Origin of the sequence: Mycobacterium sp. 48b (genome assembly GCF_048282725.1) — a bacterium.
Taxonomy (GTDB): domain Bacteria; phylum Actinomycetota; class Actinomycetes; order Mycobacteriales; family Mycobacteriaceae; genus Mycobacterium.
The window spans coordinates 1,762,867-1,778,928 of the sequence record NZ_JBLVUL010000001.1 but is presented as its reverse complement, the minus strand read 5'-3'; the positions used below and the strand labels follow the sequence as shown (position 1 = coordinate 1,778,928).

General features: G+C 65.5%; 13 protein-coding genes. 4 read left to right on the top strand and 9 right to left on the bottom strand.

Annotation, left to right across the window (positions count from 1 at the left end; genetic code table 11):
• Nucleotides 1-8: 8 nt before the first annotated feature.
• From ACNQR1_RS08390 to ACNQR1_RS08380, 3 genes are read right to left on the bottom strand one after another with little or no spacing between them, the layout of a single operon-like run.
• Complete coding sequence (locus ACNQR1_RS08390; protein ID WP_047040657.1) at nucleotides 9-1,406, bottom strand: MCE family protein; 1,398 nt, start codon at nucleotides 1,404-1,406, stop codon at nucleotides 9-11.
• 6 nt (nucleotides 1,407-1,412) lie between these two features.
• Nucleotides 1,413-2,267 carry an ABC transporter permease gene (locus ACNQR1_RS08385; RefSeq protein WP_082131860.1) on the bottom strand — a complete coding sequence of 285 codons (855 nt, stop codon included), beginning with the start codon at nucleotides 2,265-2,267 and terminating at the stop codon, nucleotides 1,413-1,415.
• A gap of 9 nt (nucleotides 2,268-2,276) precedes the next feature.
• Nucleotides 2,277-3,044, bottom strand: a complete 768-nt coding sequence (locus tag ACNQR1_RS08380; protein WP_176470772.1) for an MlaE family ABC transporter permease — start codon at nucleotides 3,042-3,044, stop codon at nucleotides 2,277-2,279.
• An 808-nt stretch (nucleotides 3,045-3,852) separates the two neighbouring features.
• Here ACNQR1_RS08380 and ACNQR1_RS08375 point away from each other — a divergent pair.
• Nucleotides 3,853-5,040 (top strand): lipid-transfer protein, encoded by a 1,188-nt coding sequence (locus ACNQR1_RS08375; RefSeq protein WP_047040653.1) that lies wholly within the window; start codon nucleotides 3,853-3,855, stop codon nucleotides 5,038-5,040.
• Between the two features lie 356 nt (nucleotides 5,041-5,396).
• Here the strand turns inward: ACNQR1_RS08375 and ACNQR1_RS08370 are convergent, their stop codons facing one another.
• The 6 genes from ACNQR1_RS08370 to ACNQR1_RS08345 form a co-directional block, all read right to left on the bottom strand.
• On the bottom strand, nucleotides 5,397-6,218 hold the full coding sequence (locus ACNQR1_RS08370; protein ID WP_047040650.1) for an enoyl-CoA hydratase/isomerase family protein: 822 nt from the start codon (nucleotides 6,216-6,218) through the stop codon (nucleotides 5,397-5,399).
• Nucleotides 6,215-7,228 (bottom strand): FAS1-like dehydratase domain-containing protein, encoded by a 1,014-nt coding sequence (locus tag ACNQR1_RS08365; protein ID WP_052773273.1) that lies wholly within the window; start codon nucleotides 7,226-7,228, stop codon nucleotides 6,215-6,217. The genes ACNQR1_RS08370 and ACNQR1_RS08365 overlap by 4 nt, the downstream gene beginning before the upstream one ends.
• Nucleotides 7,228-7,632 carry a Zn-ribbon domain-containing OB-fold protein gene (locus tag ACNQR1_RS08360; RefSeq protein ID WP_047040647.1) on the bottom strand — a complete coding sequence of 135 codons (405 nt, stop codon included), beginning with the start codon at nucleotides 7,630-7,632 and terminating at the stop codon, nucleotides 7,228-7,230. The genes ACNQR1_RS08365 and ACNQR1_RS08360 overlap by 1 nt, the downstream gene beginning before the upstream one ends.
• Nucleotides 7,629-8,906: a thiolase family protein gene (locus ACNQR1_RS08355; protein WP_232530500.1), complete on the bottom strand. Its 1,278-nt coding sequence runs from the start codon at nucleotides 8,904-8,906 to the stop codon at nucleotides 7,629-7,631. The genes ACNQR1_RS08360 and ACNQR1_RS08355 overlap by 4 nt, the downstream gene beginning before the upstream one ends.
• Nucleotides 8,907-8,924: 18 nt before the next feature.
• A complete protein-coding gene (locus ACNQR1_RS08350) occupies nucleotides 8,925-10,079 on the bottom strand; it encodes an acyl-CoA dehydrogenase family protein (protein WP_047040646.1) in 1,155 nt (384 codons plus the stop codon).
• Between the two features lie 257 nt (nucleotides 10,080-10,336).
• A complete protein-coding gene (locus tag ACNQR1_RS08345; protein WP_047040644.1) occupies nucleotides 10,337-11,935 on the bottom strand; it encodes a long-chain-fatty-acid--CoA ligase in 1,599 nt (532 codons plus the stop codon).
• Between the two features lie 236 nt (nucleotides 11,936-12,171).
• On the opposite strand from ACNQR1_RS08345, the gene ACNQR1_RS08340 reads away from it, so the two are divergent.
• The 3 genes from ACNQR1_RS08340 (at nucleotide 12,172) to ACNQR1_RS08330 (ending at nucleotide 16,059) form a co-directional block, all read left to right on the top strand.
• Complete coding sequence (locus ACNQR1_RS08340; protein WP_047040641.1) at nucleotides 12,172-13,053, top strand: SDR family NAD(P)-dependent oxidoreductase; 882 nt, start codon at nucleotides 12,172-12,174, stop codon at nucleotides 13,051-13,053.
• A gap of 669 nt (nucleotides 13,054-13,722) precedes the next feature.
• Complete coding sequence (locus tag ACNQR1_RS08335) at nucleotides 13,723-14,910, top strand: acyl-CoA dehydrogenase family protein (RefSeq protein WP_047040638.1); 1,188 nt, start codon at nucleotides 13,723-13,725, stop codon at nucleotides 14,908-14,910.
• Between the two features lie 3 nt (nucleotides 14,911-14,913).
• Entirely contained in the window at nucleotides 14,914-16,059 is a 1,146-nt protein-coding gene (locus tag ACNQR1_RS08330; protein WP_052773272.1) for an acyl-CoA dehydrogenase family protein, read from the top strand.
• Nucleotides 16,060-16,062: the final 3 nt, after the last annotated feature.

Below are 16,062 nucleotides of genomic sequence, written 5' to 3'. Positions count from 1 at the left end.
CGGTCGGGTCACCCGGGCGGCGGCACGGGAGCCGGTATGGCCGCGGTCGGGGCCGTGCCTGGTGTCGGTGGTGGCGGCGGCGGGGGTGGCACCCCGGGCCACAGGGGTGTTCCGCCCGGTCCGTACAGCGGCGCCCCGTAGGGCGGCGCCCCCGGGTAGGGAACCGGGCCGGGCGCCGGCCCGGGCAGGCAGGGCCGGATGCTCGGGGGTTCCGGGACGGCGCGGGTGACCGGGAAGAAGTCGACCCAGCAGGGGTGTCCGATGCCGGGGTTGGGCCGCCAGTCCAGGCCTGTCCCCCAGCCGACGTTGGTGATCAACTGTCGCACCGGCCAGTTCTTGGTCGGGTCGGGCATCGAGCCGCATCCCGGCTTTCCGCCGGGGCCGCCCTTGGCGGCGACGATGGGCAGATTGTCCGGATAGAGAAACGGGTCGTTACCGAACATGAGCGCCGCATCGAACTGGGCCGACCGCCCGTCGGCACCCGCCCACGCCGTGTAGCCGCCGTTGTTGAGGTACCACGTCGCGCCCTGCAGCGCACAGGCGTAACTGGGACTGTACTGCAGCAGCAGGTCCGTCGTCGGCTGGAGAACCTCCACCGACCGGACGAGATTGTCTTTGCTCGCACCGAGCAGGTTGATCCCGGCGGTGGACATGCCGGTGACGTTGAGCAGCAACGCGTCCAGCGCTTCTGCGTGATCCACGATGGTCGTGCTGGTGGTGCTGGCCGCATTCAGAACCGCCACGATGTCCTCTGCGGCACTGCTGTAGGTGTCGTTGAAGCTCTTGAACGAGCGCCAGTCTTGGCGGAGGGTGTCGCTGCGGGCGTTGAGCGCCAGCAACACCTGGTTGAGGTCGGTGGTGGCCTCACCGATGCGTTCGCCTTGTCCGCGCACGGCCTCTGCCACCGCGGTCAGCACGGCGTTCAACTTGGCCGGGTCGATAACCCCGATCAAATCGACGATGTTCTCGAACACGGTGTTGATCTCCGTGGCGACGTTGATCGAGCGCAGCACCGCGCCGGCGGCAAGCCGCTGGACACTCGGGTGCTCCGGCGGGATCAGCTCGACGAACTTGGCGCCGAACGCCGTGGTGGCGTTGATCTGCGCCTCGACGTTGGCGGGGATGTACCGGATTTGATCCGGCTCAATCTCCAACGTGAGGCTCACGGAGTTCTTGCCAGCGGTGATCTGGGCGACGCGGCCGACCTGAACACCGCGCATCTTCACTTTCGCGCCGGTCTCCATCACCACACCCGCGCGATCAGACGTCAGCGTCACCGGCACAAAGGACCTGAAGGTGCCGGCAAAGGTGCTCGAAGTCACGAAGACAAACGCGGCGATCGCCACAAACAGAATCAGCGTCCACCACGCGGAGTGGAACCGGTTCTCACCCGGCCTGGGATTCATCCCCGGTCACCCCGCCAGGTTGAAATTGCCGGACTGGCCGTAGATAGCCAGCGAGACGAATACGATTTCCACCGCCGCGACCACCATGGAGGTGCGCACCGCACGCCCCACGGCCTCCCCGACACCGGCGGGACCGCCGGTTGCGGTGTACCCGTAGTAGGTGTGCACCAGAAGGATCACCACCGTCATCGCGACCGCTTGAAAGAACGACCAGATCAGGTCGGTGGGATTGAGGAATGTGTTGAAGTAGTGGTCGTACACGCCCGAGCCCTGCCCATAAATCGCCGTGGTGCCGGTGCGCGCGGCGAGAAACGCCATCATCACCGCCACGCAGTACAGCGGAATCACCACGATGACACCGGCCAATACCCGGGTGGAGGCCAGATAGGCGACGGTGCGAACACCGAGCACCTCGAGCGCGTCGATCTCCTCGTTGATGCGCATCGCTCCGATCTGAGCGGTGGCGCCGGCGCCAATGGTGGCCGAAAGCGCCACCGCGGTGGTGCCCGGCACGATGAGCCGGACGTTGAAGAAGGCCGAGGCAAACCCCGTCAACGCCTCCACCCCGACGGACGCAAACTGGTTGTAGCCCTGCACCGCGACCAACGCGCCAGTGGTCATCGTCAAGAAGCCAACGATCGCGACCGTGCCCCCCACCACGGCCAATGCCCCAGAGCCCAAACCCATCTGGGCGATGAGCCGCAGCAGTTCGGTCCTGCAGTGGACAACGGCGTCCGGGATGGAACTCAGGGTCGTGACGTAGAACCGTGTCTGTGCGCCGATGCTGTTCCACCCGGCGATCAGCGACTCGAGGGCGCGCCGAAGCCCCGGGTGCAAACTCGAGACGACACTGCTGCTCATGGATCGCCCTTACTGCACCGTGAACTGGATGCCGACGGCAGTGACGATGACGTTGATGGCGAACAGCACCATAAAGGTGAACACCACGGTTTCGTTCACCGCATTGCCCACACCGGCCGGGCCGCCGCCCACCGAAATGCCCTTGTAGCACGCGATAAGCCCGGCCGCCAGCCCGAACAGCATCGCCTTGGTCAACGAGACGACAACATCGGCGGCGCCGGTGAGCACCGTTAGCCCCGCGACGAACGCACCCGGTGAGACGTGCTGGATGCTGACGACGAAGAAAAACGCCCCAGTCAGGCCCACCAAGATCACCGTGGAGGCCAGGGCCAACGACACCGTGGTGGCGGCGAGCACCCGAGGAACCACCAGCGCTTGGATCGGGTTGATGCCCATCACCCGCAGCGCGTCGACCTCCTCGCGAATCGTCCGCGCACCCAGATCCGCACACATCGCGGTGGCGCCCGCGCCGGACACCACCAGAACCGTCACGATCGGGCCGATCTGGTTCACTGTCCCGATCGCGGCGCCGGTGCCGGAGAAATCCGCCGCTCCGAACTCGGTCAGCAGAATGCTGAAGATGAACACCAACAGCACCGAGTACGGCAGCGTCAACATCAGTGCCGGCAGCATCGACACCCGCGCCACAAACCAGGTTTGACTCAGGTACTCACGCCACGCGAACGGCGGGCGGAACATCTGCACAAACGTGTCTAGCGACATCGCAAAGAAGTCGCCGACACCGCGCATCGGGGTCAATAGAACGCGCGACGCCATCACGACGGGTTCCCGCTGACCACGCCCTCCGACCGCCGCTGACGGCCGGCTGGGCCGCTGAGCGTTGCGTGAATGACCAGTAGCTCAGGTGTGCGCGTCACAGCCAGCACCGTCATCAGACCACCTCCGTTCTTTCGCACGTCCCCGGCACACCGATTTCTGGTAAGCATTGGCGATACTATAGAGGACGTTGTGATTGCCGTCACCCCCCTTTGCATCGTTGCCAGAGATTGCCCGCCCATGCTGTGTTGCATGAGATACCGCTGGCCAGCCTTTCGGCTTGCGCGCACCTGCCCGCCACCGGCGCCTTCCACCGGTTCGGTCCCGGCGAACTAGACCGGAGCCGAGTTGCGCAGCCCGCGCCAACCGGACTCAGGAGAAGCAACAGCGTGTCCGTGGTGCAGAGACGGATTAGGAGGAGGGCAGCACATACGACGTGACGACATCCGCAATTCCGCTCGGTGGGCGAGCCGAAAACCATGAAGCCGCCGATACCACTGCATCGCCTATGGGTCGCTTCTAGGTGGCGCGCCTGAGCGGCGAGCGCCGCGGTCTTCCCAGGAAACTGGCGGCCAGGGATCCTGTTGAGTTTGCTGCGAGTAAGCTGCGGGAGAATGGGGGCCGAGCTATACATATGGATCATCATGAGGATAGAATGGGGAGGGCGGCCTGGCTGCGATCCTGTCGCAACGCCACTTCCCGGTCCGTACGGTTGGTGTACGCGTGCGAGCCGGCGAGACCGGACAGTCGCCACCGGATAGTGAAAGGTTAGTAACATCATCGGGTCGATTTGCGACTGGAGGAGCGGATGACAGGGCGGAGCTTTGTGGTCGGGGTGGGAATGGTGCCGTTCGCCACCCCGAGCAACAGTGATCCCTACGACGTGATGGCAGAAGGCGCTGTCAAAGCCGCGCTGGCCGATGCCGGTGTGGATCTCGCCGACGTGCAGCAGGCCTATGCCGGTTATGTCTACGGCGATTCGACGTGTGGACAGAATGCGCTGTATCGAGTCGGGATGACGGGCGTGCCGGTGGTCAACGTGAACAACAACTGCGCCACGGGCTCCTCGGCGTTGTGGCTAGCTCGCCAGGCGGTGGCCGGTGGTGCTGCAGACTGCGTCCTCGCGTTCGGGTTCGAGCAGATGCAACGTGGCGCGCTGAAGTCGCACTGGGATGATCGGCCGACACCCTTCGCGCGGTTCGCCGAGGCCGCCAGCGGAGCGCAAGACTGCCCCGACGGGGTACCCATGCCGGCACTGTGGTTCGGCGGCGCGGGCGCCCAGTACGCCGACCGGTTCGGAATCCGTCCGGAGACCTTCGCCAAGATCGCGGTGAAGGCGCGCCGACACGCGGCCAATAACCCCTACGCGGTGTTCCGTGATCCCCTGACAGTGGAAGAGGTGCTGGCCTCCCCGCATATCTATGGCCCATTGACCCGGTTGCAGTGTTGCCCGCCCACCTGCGGAGCGGCGGCCGCGGTGCTGTGCAGCGAGGAGTTCGCCCGCCGCCGCGGCCTCGACACCACGGTCGCTATCGCCGCGCAGGCGTTGACCACCGACACCGACACCAGCTTCGCCGACGCCGACATGGCCAAGCTGGTGGGCTATGACATGGCGCAGTCGGCGGCACGGCAGGTCTACGAACAAGCCGGGGTCGACCCCATCGACATCCGGGTCGTCGAATTGCACGACTGCTTCACCACCAATGAACTGCTGACCTATGAGGCGCTCGGGCTCACCCCAGAGGGCACCGCGGAAAGATTCATCACCGACGACGACAACACCTACGGCGGCCAGGTCGTGACCAACCCCTCCGGCGGGCTGCTCTCCAAAGGGCATCCTCTGGGGGCAACGGGCCTCGCCCAGTGTGCCGAGCTGGTGTGGCAGCTCCGAGGCCAGGCCGCAGAGCGGCAGGTGGAGGACGTCAACCTCGCGCTGCAACACAACATCGGTCTCGGCGGGGCCGCGGTCGTCACGCTCTACGAGAAAACACGTTGACATGCCCCGGTAGTGAGGCGGTATTACGAAAGAAGCGTTGCCCGAGATGACCATGACGATCGACGCCGGCAGGCTCCGCTTTCTGCGCCAAAGTTACCGGACAGGCCGATCCCGTCTACTTCGACCACGGCGCCGCCCGCGCCCTCCGACTGAGGGTTCAGCCGCCTTTTCTGGTGGCAATCAATCTCGAACAGCCGGTTAGTGATCATCGCAGGCGACATGCCCCATATCAGCATGCGTTGACCTGGGACCGCATTGAAGTCACACATCGATTGCTGTTCGCGCACCGTTCAGGGACCGCAGTTCATGCCCGAGCGCAGCAGACATTTCGCTACCGTTTTTTTCAGCGCTCGGCCCTAGCCCTCGTCACGTTCGTGGTTAGCTGCGGAAGGAAACCGCGGAGGGCGGCGATCTTTGATGGCGGACGCGCCCTCAATCACATCTACGTCGAAGAAATTCAGCATCTCAAGCGCCAGTGAAGCCTCGAAAATCGGACCCGCGTTTCGCACCCAGTGGTTCAACGCCCGTTTGGTCCACCTAACGGCGTGCTGCGGGCCACCAGCCAGCTTTTGAGCCACTTCAAGGGCGGTGGGCAGGACTTCCTCGGGCGGACGGCACAGGCTGACCAAGCCGATTCGCTCGGCCTCTTTCCCGTCAATGAAATCTGCGGTCAGCAAATAATACTTGGCCTTGGCAAGGCCACACAGAATGGGCCAGACGATTGCGGCATGGTCGCCGGCGCCAACCCCGAGTCGTAGATGGCCGTCAGTCAGCTGCGCGTCCTCGGCTATCACCGAAACGTCAGCCATCAAAGCTACCGCCAGTCCCGCACCGACGGCCACCCCATTGATCGCCGAGATGATTGGTTTGTCGCAATTCGCGATGTTGTAGACGATGTCGCGTGCCTCGGCCATTGTCTCGACGATCTGCGAGAAGTCGTTTGCCTGATCGAGCACCATGTCGAGGTCACCCCCCGCGCAAAAAGCCTTGCCAGCGCCCGTGACAACGGCGACCCGAGTTTGCGAGTCAGTGCCGACGTCGAGCCACACCTTGCCCAACTCCCAGTGCAACCGCTTGTTGGCGGCATTGAGCCGGTCGGGCCGATTGATGGTGACTTGCAGAACGCCCTCGCTGGGGCGGTCGAACGTGAGGTGCTGGTACTGGTCATAGCTGCTCATCGAGTCTCTCCTTGATCAGACAGTAGGCGCCGCGCACGGAGACCGTCGAGGTTGAAAGTGAGTAGGGACCGCGCGGAAAGTCCGTGTTCGGTGTGACAGTCGACGGCGACGGTGGCTGTCCGCGCGGTGTCGCGTTGGTTCACTGCCAGCACCCGCCCGTCGGTCCGCAGCGTATCGCCAGCGCACACCGGGGCCATCATCTGCAACTGCCGACGAGCAAGCCATGCCTGCGGGCCGGCCCACGCCTTGCCGATCCGGTCCACCAACCCGTGGAAGAACATCGTGTTCAGGTAGACATCGCGGGCACCCTGCTCTTTGGCGTAGGCCTGGTCGTGGTGACCACGGAAGAAGTCGCGGGTGGCGGCCGCGTTTAGTACGCACCGCGTGACGGTGACCGGCATCGTCACCTCAGGCAACACCTCGACGGGCTCAGCGCGGGGTTGTTCGGCCGGGCCCGGTCGTCGTTGAGGGGTTCCGCCCGCCCCAACAACGTAGCGGAACAGCACGTTGTCGTTGGTCGCCACCAGGGTGCCATTCTGGTTGCGGCATTCACTGCGCGTGGTCACGAAGTGCCCGACACCCAGTGCGGTTCGTTTCTCTGCCGAGATCGATTCCACCCGCTCGGTGGAGATGAGCCGGTCCCCGACCCGCATCGGGGCGAAAAACCGGCTGTCTGTCGAGACGTTGATCAGCGTGGTACCCGGCAGCGGCACCTCCAGCGCGAGCACCGGCGCGTGTTCGGGCTTGCGCCGCGGGTTCCACGGCAGCGGGAACGCCCACACCATGAGCATGCCCGGCGGCGAGATCCGAGCCCCGTATCTCGTCGTCGCGGCCTCAGTATCCCAGTAATTCTCGTCAGCATCCTCTATCAGGGCACAGAAGTAGGCGATTTGGGCTTCGTTGACCGCGAACGGCGACCGACTGGTTACTTCGCGGCCCACCCAGACGGCCGCTTCTTCGGCCGGCCCGGTGACCACGTAGCTGAGCGCGTCGGCGTAATTAACGCCCATCAGCGTGCGGACCCGATCGGGCGGAACTGCGGAATCGCGAGTTCGCCCCGCGGTTCGAACGTGACCTCGACCGGTGTGCCGACCTCAACGTCCTCCGGCGAACAGTCGACCACGTTGGCCATCATTCGCGGGCCTTCCGACAATTCGATGACGGCCAGCACGTAGGGCACCGCGAAGGCCGGCGACGGGGGCTGGTAGACCACGGTGTAGGTGAGCACCGTCCCTCGCCCCGAGGGTTGTTCCCACGTCAGATCGGTTCCCCAGCAATACGGACACCATCGGCGAGGATGGTGGTGAAACCGGCCGCAGGCGCGGCATCGTGGCAGCACGAACCGGCCCGCGGCCGCTTCCTGCCAGTAGACCGCCGTGCTCGCGGTCAGCGCGGGAACCGGTGGGGTTGTCATGGTGTCCTTCCCAGCAGGACCGTCGAGTGGTCGGCCATCACGCCGCCGTAGGTGTGAACCAGCGCGATCTCGGCGTCCACTTGGCGGCCTTCGGCTTGGCCCATCACTTGACGTGCCCCCTCGACGAGCATCGACATGCCCGAAGCGTCGCCGGTGTGCCCGAACGACAGCAACCCACCGTAGGTGTTGATCGGCAGATCGCCGCCCGGGGCGCCGCGACCGTCCAGGAAGAAGTGGCCTCCTTTGCCCGGCTCGACCAGGCCGGTCTCCTCCACCAGCAAGATCGGGTTGATGGTGAACGCGTCGTAGAGTTCGGCGAGGTCCACATCGGACGGAGACACGCCCGCCATGTCGAATGCGGCGCGCGCCGAAACGCCGGCGCCCATCGTGGCGAAGTCGCTTGCGTGGCTGATGTTGCCGTGGTCGTGGAACTCCCCAAAGCCGAGCAGATATGCGGGCTGTTCGGTGAGTTCGCGAGCCCGCTCACCGCTCGTGACCAGGAACGCCGCGCCTCCCTCGCAGGGCACCGAGCAGTCCAGCAGGTTGAACGGCCACGCGATCGGGCGTGAATCCAGCACCATCTCGATGGTGAGCGGGCCGGCGTCACGCATCAGGGCGTCGGGGTGTCGCAGCGCCCAGTCGCGGCTGCAAACCGCAACCGCCGCCAGGGCGTCCCGCGATGTACCACGTTCGGCCATGTGCCGGGTGGCCGCCAGCGCGTAAAGCGCCGGAATGAAGCTGCCATAGGGATACTCGAAGTCGGGGTGGCTGATCATGCGTGCCATGGCGTCTGCGCCGCCCGCGCCCACCTTGGGAAACTTGCCCGCCCCGACGCACAGCACCGAGTCCGCAAGGCCCGCGCCGATCGCCAGCGCTGCACGCGAGAGCATGATCGTGTAGGTCGCGCCGCCCGCGTTGATCGTCTCGCAGAACCGTGGACGAATCCCCAGGGCGTCGTTGAGCCGCTCATGGACGAAGATATCAGCGCCATGCCCCGCGGCCATGCCCGCCGGGCACACCAGCAGACCATCGACGTCGTCGGGCCCAACCTGAGCGCCTTCCAAGAACCGGCGCAGCACCAATTCCGGCATGCCCGCCCCGTCCTCGTCGGGATATCGCCCTGGGCGCAGTTCCTCGACCGCCGCGATGGCGGGACGGCCGGCAAGGGCACGCGAACTCATGACAACCTCGCAATCGTTCAGATACCAATACGTCGCCAGCCCGTACAAGAACCCGTCGAACGTCATCAAAGCGGCCGTCGCCGATGCGCTCACCAGGAATCGCCCCCGACGTCAGTAGGACTTGGGTAGGCCCAGGCTGTGCTGGGCGACGAAATTGAGGATCATCTCCCGGCTGATCGGCGCGGTGCGCATCAGCCGCGCCGGCCCCCACAGCGTTGCCAACCCGTATTCGGTGGCCATCCCATTGCCCCCGTGTGTCTGGATCGCCTGATCCAACGCCAGGATCCCCGCCTCCGCCGCGGCGTACTTCGCCATGTTGGCGGCCTCTCCCGCACCAGAATTCCCGGCGTCATGCAACTCGGCCGCCCGCTGGGTCATCAGCCGCGCCAGTTCGACCTGAATCTTGGCATGCGCCAGCGGATGCGCCACGCCCTGATGCGCGCCGATCGGGGTATTCCAGACCTGGCGTTCCCTGGCGTAAGCGCACGCCTTGTCCAGCGCGTAGCGGCCGATCCCGGTGCTCAACGCCGCGCCCATGATCCGCTCCGGGTTCAGCCCCATAAACACCTGTCGCAGCCCCTCGTCCTGCTCCCCGACCAGGTTTTCGGCGGGCACCCGCACGTCGTCGAAAAACAGCGTGAATTGCTTCTCGGGGGTGACTGCCTGCACCGGGATGAGTGTCTTCTGGAGCCCGGCAGCGTCGGTGGGCACCACCACCAGCGACAGCTGCCCCCGACCCCGCTCGTCGGTGCCGGTCCGGGTCACCACCAGGACCGCCTGGGCCTCATCGACCCCGGAAATGTAGTACTTGGTGCCGCGCAGCACCCACTCGTCGCCGTCACGCGTCGCGGTCGTGGCGATGTTGTGCGAATTAGAACCCGCATCCGGTTCGGTGATCGCAAACGCCATGATCATGTCACCACTGGCGATCCCGGGCAGCCACCGCTGCTTTTGTTCCTCGCTGCCAAACGCCTGAATTATCGTGCCGCAGATCGCCGGTGATACCACCGTCATCAACAGCGGACAACCCGCCGCGGCCAACTCCTCACCCACCGCGTGCAGCTCGTAGATACCCCCACCCCCACCGCCGTACTCCTCGGCAATGTTCACTCCCAAAAACCCCTGCTTGCCGATCTCCCGCCACAGCTCTGTGGACTTCTCCCCCGCCAACGACTTGCTCAGGTAGTACTCATGGCCATACGAACGCGCAATCGCCGCCACCGCCGCCCGCAAATCCCGTCGCTCGTCACTTTCGCAAAGCTCCATCCCAACACACCTTTCCTGTCAACTGAGCATTACCGGCGGTCCAACGACCCGGTGAACGACGTTGCAGCCGCAACCCGTCGGCGTCGACTGCACAGTCTGCCGACCGACCGACCGACCGATCGGCCCGGCGATGCGGCGCGGAGCATTCAGCCCACGATCACACGTTATCGGCCATTAACATCCGGGCGCAAGCCACCATATGGGAGCGTCCGCCGCCAGCGTTGTCTCCGACGCGTCCCAAGGCAAGCGATTGACGGTTAGGTCTGGAAATATCCTTGGTGCTGGTCGCGTAGCACATTCTTTTGCACTTTGCCCGTCGCGGTGCGGGGCATCTTGTCGGTGAAGATCACCGCCTTCGGGACCTTGAACCCCGACAACCGGCGGCGCGCCGCAGCCAGCACGTCATCCTCGGTGAGCTCGGCACCCGGTTTGGGGGTGACGATCGCCACGATCGCCTCGGTCCATCGCTGGTGCGGCAATCCGACCACGACCACCTCCTGGATTCGGGGCTCCCCGTCGTAGAGCGCCTTTTCGACCTCGATGGAGGCCACGTTCTCACCGCCGGTCTTGATCACGTCCTTCTTGCGGTCGGCGAACCACAGCAGTCCGTCGGCATCGAAGCGTCCGATGTCGCCGGAATGAAACCAACCGTGCGCGAACGCCTCGGCGGTGGCCTCTGGGTTGCGCAGGTAACCCTCCATTGCGTGCGGGCCGCGATAGACGATCTCGCCAGCCTCACCAGGAGGGAGCAGATTGCCGGCGTCGTCCATGATCCCCACCTGAACATTGGGAACCGGCAGGCCGACGGAGCCCGCATGCGAGAGCTGATACTCAGGCGGAAAGACGGTCGTCAGCGGGTTCATCTCGGTCTGGCCAAAACCGAGCGCGAACTGACAGCCGAATACCTCCATGGCGATGCGTAGGTCGGTGTCGGGCATCGGCGCCATCGCATACAACGCCAGACGCAGGCTCGACAAGTCACGCTTGGCGATGTCGGGGTGGTCCATCATCGCCCGGTACATCATCGGCAGCCCGAAGATCTGGGTAACCCGTTCCGCCTCGATGGTCGCCATCAGCGCGCCAGGGTCGAACGCACGCATCAACACCGCGGTGCCGCCGACGTACATCAGCCCCGTGGTGAACCCGTTGAGCTGGGCGGTATGAAACAGCGGCATCATCACCGCTGACCGGTCCTGCTCGCTGAACCGCAACACCAGGGGGGCCGTGAGTGACTCGATGTAGACCGCGAGATGACTGCTCACCACCCCCTTTGGCGCCGACGTCGTTCCGCTGGTGTAGAGGTAGCTGATCGCGTCGCGGTCATCGACGAAGCATTCCGGTTCGGCGTCGGAGGCGTCGCCGACGAACTCGCTCATCGCCCGCCACCAATGCGAACCGGCGGATTCCCATTGTGTGCCGGTGCCAGGTGCGACGATCACATCGGTCACCTTGCGTTGTTCGAGGCGGTCTAACGCCGCCCCGACGAGTTCGGCCAGTTGGCTCTCCACAACCACCCCTTTGGTGTGGGAATGCTCAAGCACGTAGGCCGTCTCAGACGCGCCCCAAGCGAGGTTGATCGGGACACACACCACTCCGGTCTTGGCGCACGCGTAATAGGTGAGAAGGAACTCGATGCTGTTGCCGCAGGCCAGAGCGAGCGCGTCACCCCGCTGGTAGCCCGCGGTCGCCAGCGCGTTGGCCAGCCGATTCACCGCGGCGTTCAACGCACGATAGGTGAGCCGGCGCTCGCCGTCGACCACGGCTTCGTGCTCGGGGCGCCGCCACGCGGTGCGGGTGAGCATGTCCCCGACGTTGACGCGTGTCACAAGATTCTTCTGCAGATCCACCGCGGTCATCGGCGCTCTCCTTCCGCCATGGAAAGCAGCTAACGGGCGGTGCAGTCCCGATGAACTGGCGTCCGGCAGCTTGCGTGCAATCCGTGTACATAGTGTAATGATTATCCATAGTTATTTCGTTGAGTCTTGCGAATCCGGCCCGCGACGTAGCAATCGCTGGGTAGTGGCTGGGGGTCGAGTGGGCCGCGAAGCGGAACGCACCTCAAGACACGGATCAAGGGCGAAGGGCGGGGCTCATGCCAGGAGTAGACGGACGGGTGGCGATCGTCACTGGGGCGGGCCGCGGCCTCGGTCGCAGCCATGCTCTACGCCTGGCGGCGGGGGGCGCGCTGGTCGTCGCGAATGACCTTGGGGTGAGAAAAGAGGGGGGTGGCGCGAACGCTGCGGCGGCGCAGGACGTCGTGGCGGAGATCCGGGCCGCCGGCGGTGTCGCCGTGCCCGATGACCACGACATCGCTTCCGAGACCGGCGCGAAGGAGGCGGTCAAATCCGCGCTCGAGGCCTTCGGCCGGCTAGACATCGTAGTCAACAACGCGGGCATCCTGCGAGACGCGACGTTTCACAAGATGACTGTGCAGCAGTGGGAGGCCGTCCGCCAGGTGCACCTGGATGGAACCGCGTTTGTGACCCGCGCGGCTTGGCCCCATTTGCGCGAGCAACGCTACGGCAGGGTCGTCGTAACCTCTTCCGGCGCCGGCCTGTTCGGCAACTTCGGACAAGCCAACTACGCGGCCGCAAAGCTTGGTGTGGTCGGACTGATGCATACACTCGCACTGGAGGGTGCCCGCCATGGCATTCGGGTCAATGCCGTCGCCCCGGTCGCGCTGACCCGGATGACCGTCGGCCTGCTCGACGATGCCAGCGACCTCGACCCAGCCTGGGTATCGGCCGCCGTCGGTTGGTTATGCGCCGAGGAATGCGATCTGACGGCCGAGATCGTGCGGGTTCACGGTCGCCATTTCAGCCGCGTACGGATCGTCGAATCGCGCGGCGTGGACTTCCCGTCCCCACCGTCCGATGATCACCTCGCAGCCAGATGGGCGGAGATCGCCGACCTGTCTGGCGCACAGGAGGGTCAGGCGGCGGTCGCCACCGCACGCCATGCGGGCTCGGGATGAGTCGGCCAACGGCAATTGATACGCCGACACCGATTGTCAGCTGACAGGTTGTCAGCTGGCAGGTGAAACCCTGCGCGGCTGTCGCTTGATCGGCCTCGCCGTGTGAGGCAGTCGCTGCCCGGACGACGGTGACGGAGTTATCGCCGCAGCGCAAGGATTTCGGCGCGAACGATGCTTGTTCCAGGGCGAACAGACACCGGCATCGCCGAATCCGGTGCGGTTCACAGCCCTACTGCAGATCCGGTTCGACTGTCTTGCCGCCGACCGGGCTGGATGCCATTCGGCGATCGTGTCGTAGTCAGTTCACGACAGCAACTGACCCGGGACCAGCGGCCAGCTCGCGGGCGATGGCAACACCAGCAGTCAACAGGTGCTGCTTATGGCCGAAACCTTGGCACCGCCCGATCTCGCCCCTCAGCGCCGGCTGGGTCAACGCGGTCACGCAGACAGCTCGGTCGACCGCGTCGGCGACTCCGCGTCACGTTGGGTAGAGCCGCGCCAGCCGTAGCGTTCGCGGGCTCCGCGGCACGGGCGCTACTTCAAAATGTTGTGTTTATCTGATAATAGTTATACTTTATGATGGTCGATGGCGGTTCGTAGCTGGGAAATCGCGCTCATCTGGCGCCCCAACGCTGACGCCGCGGCTCCCGCGAACGAAAGGACGTGCCAATGACCACCCCGGCGCTCGACCAGCTCACCGACGCGCAACAGGAACTCGTCGAACGCGCCCACCTCATCGCCGGCACTGAGCTTCGCCCGCACGCCGCTGAGTGGGACCGCCGCCAGGAATTCCCGGAGCGCTCCTACCAGATCCTGCGCGAGAACGGCTTCACCGGGCTCACCGTGCCGACCGAGTACGGCGGTCGCGGCCTCGGGGTGTTCGAGGCCTGTCTAGTCCTCGAGGAGCTGGCGGTGGGCTGCATGGCCAGCGCGCTGACCATCCAGATGCAGCTCAACGGACCCCCGCGGGTGATCGCCCGGATGGGTAGCGAACAGCAGCGCCAGCAGTACCTGCCCGAGGTGGTCGACGGCACTCGGCGGTTCGCCGTCGCGATGACCGAGCCGCAGGCCGGATCGGACGGCACCGCGCTGGCCACGACACTAGCCCCCGATGGCGACGACTTTCGGCTCACCGGCGCCAAGTGCCACATCACCGGCGCGCTGCAGGCGCACACCTTTCTGGTGTTCTGTCGCGCGCCCGAGACCAACGGTCCCGACGGGATAGGCGCGGTGCTGGTGGACGCCGACGTCGAAGGCCTGGCGCCGATCGAAACCGAGGAGAAGATGGGCGGTCGCGGCGTGGCCGAGGGGGTGCTGCGGTTCACCGACGCCCCCGTGCGCCGCGATCAGGTGATCCTCGAACCGCGTCCCGGTTCCAAAGAGGGCGCCTCGTTTTTGATTCGCCAGTTCAATCCCGAGCGGTGCGGCAACGCCGCGATGTCGATCGGGGTCGCGCGCGCCGCCCTGGAGGACGCCGTCGAATACGCCAAGGAGCGTGAGCAGTTCGGCCGCCCGATCCTGGAGTTCCAGGGCATCCAGTGGAAGATCGCCGACATGGCAACCGAGCTGGATGCCGCGCGGTTGCTGCTATGGCGCGCCGCGCGCACCGATGTCGCCGGTTTCCCGGGTATCCGCGAGACCGCGATGGCCAAGCTGTACGCCAACGAGGCCGCGGTGCGGGTGTGCAACGAGGCGATCCAGCTGCTGGGGCACAAGGGATATCTCACCCGCTACCCGATGGAACGGTACTTCCGCGACGTGCGCGGAATGGGCATCGGCGGGGGCACCACCGAGATCCTGCGCAACATGATCGCCGCAGAGGTCACCGGCGTGCGCACCAGCCAGCGGCGGTGCTGAGTCGTGAATTTGGGGCTGAGCGCAAGCGCCGAGCACTACCGAGCCGGGCTCAAAGACTGGGTTGAAGCGAACCTGCCGCCACGGTGGCGTGACATCCCGGTCGGAACGGGCGACGACGAGTCCTACGTCGCGATGCGCCGGGAGTGGGGCCGGCGCCTGTTCGAGGCGGGATGGCTTGCCCCACATTGGCCCACGGAGTACGGCGGCCAAGGACTAGGGGTAGACGCACAGCTCGCGTTCGTCGAAACGCTGGTCGAAACCGGCGCGCCGGAGCCGATGAACACCAACGGCATGGGCATCTTCGCCCCCGCGCTGATGCGATTCGGCACCGACGAGCAGCGAAGACGGTATCTGCGCCCGATGCTGTGCCACGACGACATCTGGTGTCAGGGGTTCTCCGAACCCCAGGCCGGCAGCGACCTGGCGGCGGTGTCCACCCGGGCGGTTGCCAAGGCAGACCACTTGCTCGTATCAGGCCAGAAGGTGTGGACATCCTACGCACTGTTCGCGCAGCGGTGCTACCTACTGGTCAAGGTTGCCGACTCGCCCGGCCCGACGTTGGTCGTGGTGCACATGGACCGCCCCGGCATCACCGTCAGGCCGCTGCGCAATCTAACGGGCACCAGCGAGTTCTGCGAGGTGTTCTTCGATGACGTGGTCGTCGATGCGGCCGACGTGGTCGGCGGGATCGGCGACGGGTGGCCGGTCGCCACCTACGCCTTGGCTCGGGAACGCTCCAGCGCCTTGGCCCAGCGGTCACTGCAACTGTCGCGTGAACTGACGCGGATGCTGAGCGCGCTGGACGATGTCCATCGCGACGCGTGCGCCGAGAACGCCCTGGTCGACGCGTTCGTGCGCACCCGCGTGGTGGACAGCACAGTACGCCGGGTATTCGCGCTCGATGCTGATGCAGCCGAGCCAGGGATGCTCGCACCGATCGCGAAGGTTCTGTGGAGCGAAAGCCACCAGAAGCAACTGGCCACCCTGCTGGAGGCGGCCGGACCAGAAGTGGCTGCGGCCGGTGCCGGGTGGTCGGAATGGACCCGCTCGTTGTTGTTTGCCCGCGCCGAAACGATCTATGGCGGCACAAGCGAGATCCAGCGCAACCTGATCGCGAAGGCGCTCGGCCTGCCGAGCGACCGCCGGTGAAAG